This window comes from Nocardioides sp. CPCC 206348 (assembly GCF_048654705.1).
Taxonomy (GTDB): Bacteria; Actinomycetota; Actinomycetes; order Propionibacteriales; family Nocardioidaceae; genus Nocardioides.
Genome location: NZ_JBMCZA010000204.1, coordinates 1 through 3,919, shown reverse-complemented (window position 1 = coordinate 3,919; position 3,919 = coordinate 1). Strand labels below are relative to the sequence as shown.

Here is a 3,919-nt window from a genome sequence, read left to right as displayed (position 1 = left end):
GGTGCCTCGCTGGTGGCGGAGCTGGACGGCTCCGTCGGTGAAGGAGCGAACTTGGTCGGCATGCCCGAGGCGGTCACCGTGGGAGTGGGCGTGGCCGGTTCGGTGGCAGGTGTCGTCGGTGCCGCGCTGGTGGGGCTGTCGACACCGACCAGGTCGCCGTCGCCGTCGGGCCACAGGACCAGGGCCGCCGTACCGCCGAGGGCGAGCAGCAGCACGATCAGGCCGACCAGCAGGGCGCGGCGCCTGTCGCCCGAGTCGTCCTGCGGCGGGACGACCGGAGCCACAGGAGCGGCCGGTGCGTCGACGTAGTAGGAGACGAGGCGCTCGTCGTCGAGCACCCGGTCCTTGAGGGCCGCCGGGGCGGCGAAGGCCGGGACGCCGGCCAGCAGGGCCAACGGGCTGACCATCAGCTTGCGGCGGCTCTCGCACACGTCGCAGCCGTCGATGTGGCGGGCGACGCGCTTGCGGATCAGCGGCGAGAACCCGCCGTCCCAGTCCTTCAGCAGCTCGGCGAGGTCGTCGCACTCGTCGCTCCCGCGGCGGGCGATCAGCAGTGCGCCCAGCGAGCGCTCGACCTGGTCGCGGACCCGGCTCAGCATCACGTAGGCGTTGGCGGGGGTCACGTCCATGGCCGCGGCGAGCTCGGTACCGTCGAGGCCCTGGCGCAGGTGCAGGTCGAGGAGCGCGCGGTCGCGGTCGTTGAGGCCCTCGGCCGCTGCCCAGACGAGCTCGCTGAGCTCGGCCTGGACGTCGTCCTGCACGACCTGCTGTTCGGGTCCGTTCGTCTCGTCAGGCATGGCTTCCAGCCATTCGTCGTCGTGGGCCAGTCGCCCGCGGCCGCGCAGCGTGCGCAGGCATTCGTTGCGTACGACGGAGTAGAGCCACGGTCGCAACCGACTCGCGTCGCGCAGCTGCCCGAGCTTCTCCGCCATCACCACGAACGAGTCCGCCACGCAGTCGGAGGCTTCCTCGCGGTTGCGGAGCATCGAGAACGCGAAGTCGTAGAGCCGGTCGGCGTACTTCTCGTAGACGCCGGCGAACGCAGCCCGGTCCCCGGCGAGGACGCCGGCGACGAGGTCCACGTCGTCCGTCGACGCACCCGAGGAGTTCATGGCGCGATCCTAGGGAAAACGGACGCGCTGCGGCTCGATTGCACATCGGTCCCCTCGGGTTCTCGTGCGGCATGGACACCTGTGAGAGCGTCGGGCGGCCGCGATCTTGCAGTTTTTTGCCGACCGCCTGTCTGTCATTCAGTCCTGCCAACAAGAATCGCGCCCGAATCCTGTGGGATCTCGACTGTCACGGAGGCCTCGCGAGATGGCAGCGTCGGAACCGTGCCACAGGTCTCGCGAATCGCCATCGTCAACCGCGGAGAAGCCGCCATGCGGCTCATCCACGCCGTCCGTGACCTCAACGCCCGGGACACGTCCCGCAGCGAGGTGATCCGGACGATCGCGCTCCACACCGACGTCGACGCCGGGTCGGCGTTCGTCCGTGAGGCCGACGAGGTCCACCTGCTCGGAGCGGCGGCCGACCGCCCGTACCTCGACCTCGAGGTCCTGGAGCGCGCCCTGGTCGCGACCGGGGCCGACGCGGCCTGGGTCGGCTGGGGCTTCGTGGCCGAGGACCCGGCCTTCGCCGAGCTGTGCGACCGGCTGGGCGTGACCTTCATCGGGCCGAGCGCCGACGCGATGCGCAAGCTCGGCGACAAGATCGGCTCCAAGCTGATCGCGGAGGAGGTCGGCGTCCCGGTCGCGCCGTGGAGCCGTCGCGGTGTCGACAACCTCGAGGACGCGCTGGCCAGCGCCGACGAGATCGGCTACCCGCTGATGCTGAAGGCCACCGCCGGCGGCGGCGGACGCGGCATCCGCAAGGTGACCTCCCGCGAGGAGCTCACCGACGCCTACCAGCGGACCCGGGACGAGGCCGAGCGCGCGTTCGGCAGCGGCGTGGTGTTCCTCGAGAAGCTGGTGACCGACGCCCGCCACGTCGAGGTCCAGGTCATCGCCGACGGCCAGGGCACCGCGTGGGCGATCGGCGTGCGGGACTGCTCGGTGCAGCGCCGCAACCAGAAGGTCATCGAGGAGTCCGCCTCCCCGCTCCTGAGCGAGACCCAGACCGCGGAGGTCAAGGCGTCCGCGGAGCGACTGGCCAACGCTGTCGGGTACGCCGGTGCCGGCACCGTCGAGTTCCTGTACCACCCGGGCGAGCAGGTCTTCGCGTTCCTGGAGGTCAACACCCGCCTGCAGGTCGAGCACCCGATCACCGAGGAGGTGACCGGTACCGACCTGGTCGCCCTGCAGATCCAGGTGGCGCGCGGCATCCCGCTCACGGGTGAGCGGCCGGCCGAGCGCGGCCACGCCGTCGAGGCCCGGCTCAACGCCGAGGACCCCGACCGCGACTTCGCTCCCGCCCCCGGCCGGATCAGCCGCCTCGAGTTCCCCACCGGCCCCGGCATCCGCGTCGACACCGGTGTGGGCGAGGGTGACACGATCCCCGCCGACTTCGACTCGATGATCGCCAAGGTGATCGCGTGGGGCGCCGACCGCGAGCAGGCCCTCGCCCGGCTGCGCCGTGCGATGGGCGAGACCACGGTCGTCATCGACGGCGGCGCCACCAACAAGAGCTTCATCCTGGACCTCCTCGACCAGCCCGAGGTCACCACCGGTTCGCCGACGTGGGCCGACACGGGCTGGATCGACCGGGTGCGTGCCGAAGGTCGCTTGCAGGCCGCCCGCCACTCCGGCGTGGCCCTGGTCGCCGCCGCCATCGAGGTGTACGTCGAGGAGGAGAACGCCGAGATCACGCGCTTCCTGCAGGTCGCCCACGGTGGTCGACCGCACGTCCAGCGTGACCCCTCGCGCACGATCGAGCTGAAGCTGCGGGGGTCGACGTACGGCCTCACGGTCCACCAGACCGGCCCGACGCAGTACCGCGTCACGGTCGCCGGCGGCGGTGTCGTGCGGACGGTGTCCGCGGTCCTGGACCGCATCGACGACGTGCACGGCCGGCTCACCGTCGACGGCTCCCGGTTCCGCCTGGTGACGGCCACGCACGGACCGGTGCAGATGGTCGAGGTCAACGACGTGATGCATCGGGTGAGCCGCGACGAGGGTGGCGTCGTGCGTTCGCCCGCGCCCGCCCTCGTGGTCGCCACGCCCCTGGCCATCGGCGACGAGGTCGCTGCCGGACAGCCGGTGATGGTGCTGGAGTCGATGAAGATGGAGACGGCCCTGTACGCGCCGTTCAACGGCCGGGTCAAGGAGCTGCTGGTCCGCGTCGGCAGCCAGGTCGAGACGGGCATGCCGCTGGTGCGCCTGGAGCCGACCGGGGACGCGGACGCCGAAGCGGCGAACGCAGCGCCGGCCGCCGAGCTCGACCTGCCGGAGCCGGTCTCCGCCAGCGAGCCGGACTGCATCGCCGTCCTCTCCGGCCAGCTCCTCGGGTACGACGTCGCGCCGGACCAGCGCGGAAGGTTGCTCGCCGACTACCTCTCCTCGGCCCAGCCCACGACGCTGCGCGCCGAGATGGACCTGCTCGCCCTCTTCGCCGACTTCGCCGAGCTCAGCCGCAACCGGCCCGCCGGCGACGAACCGCACACCGAGCTGCGGGTGCACAGCTCGCGCGAGTACTTCCACACCTACCTGAGCAGCCTCGACCCCGACCGCGGAGCGCTGCCGGACCACTTCCGCGACAAGCTGCAGCGGGTCCTGGCCCACTACGGCGTCACCGACCTGGAGCGGACTCCCGAGCTCGAGCGCGCGGTGTTCCGGATCTTCCTCGCCCAGCAGCACCCCTCCGACGTCGACATCGCGGTCGGTGTCCTGCAGCGCTGGCTCGGCAACCCGCCGCCCGCGGCGGAGGACGCCGTGGCCGCGCGGGCACTGCTCGACCGCCTGGTGCGCGCCACCCAGCTGCG

Annotated in this window: 2 protein-coding genes; one reads left to right on the top strand and one right to left on the bottom strand. The window is 71.9% G+C overall.

Translation table 11 applies throughout. From position 1 onward, the window contains the following. Positions 1 to 1,112 (bottom strand): RNA polymerase sigma factor (locus ACOADB_RS20085; RefSeq protein WP_378602576.1); only part of this gene is annotated, 1,112 nt, incomplete at its 3' end. Between the two features lie 270 nt (positions 1,113 to 1,382). Between ACOADB_RS20085 and ACOADB_RS20080 the strand changes: the two genes are divergently transcribed. After that, positions 1,383 to 3,919 (top strand): biotin carboxylase N-terminal domain-containing protein (locus ACOADB_RS20080; RefSeq protein ID WP_378602573.1); only part of this gene is annotated, 2,537 nt, incomplete at its 3' end.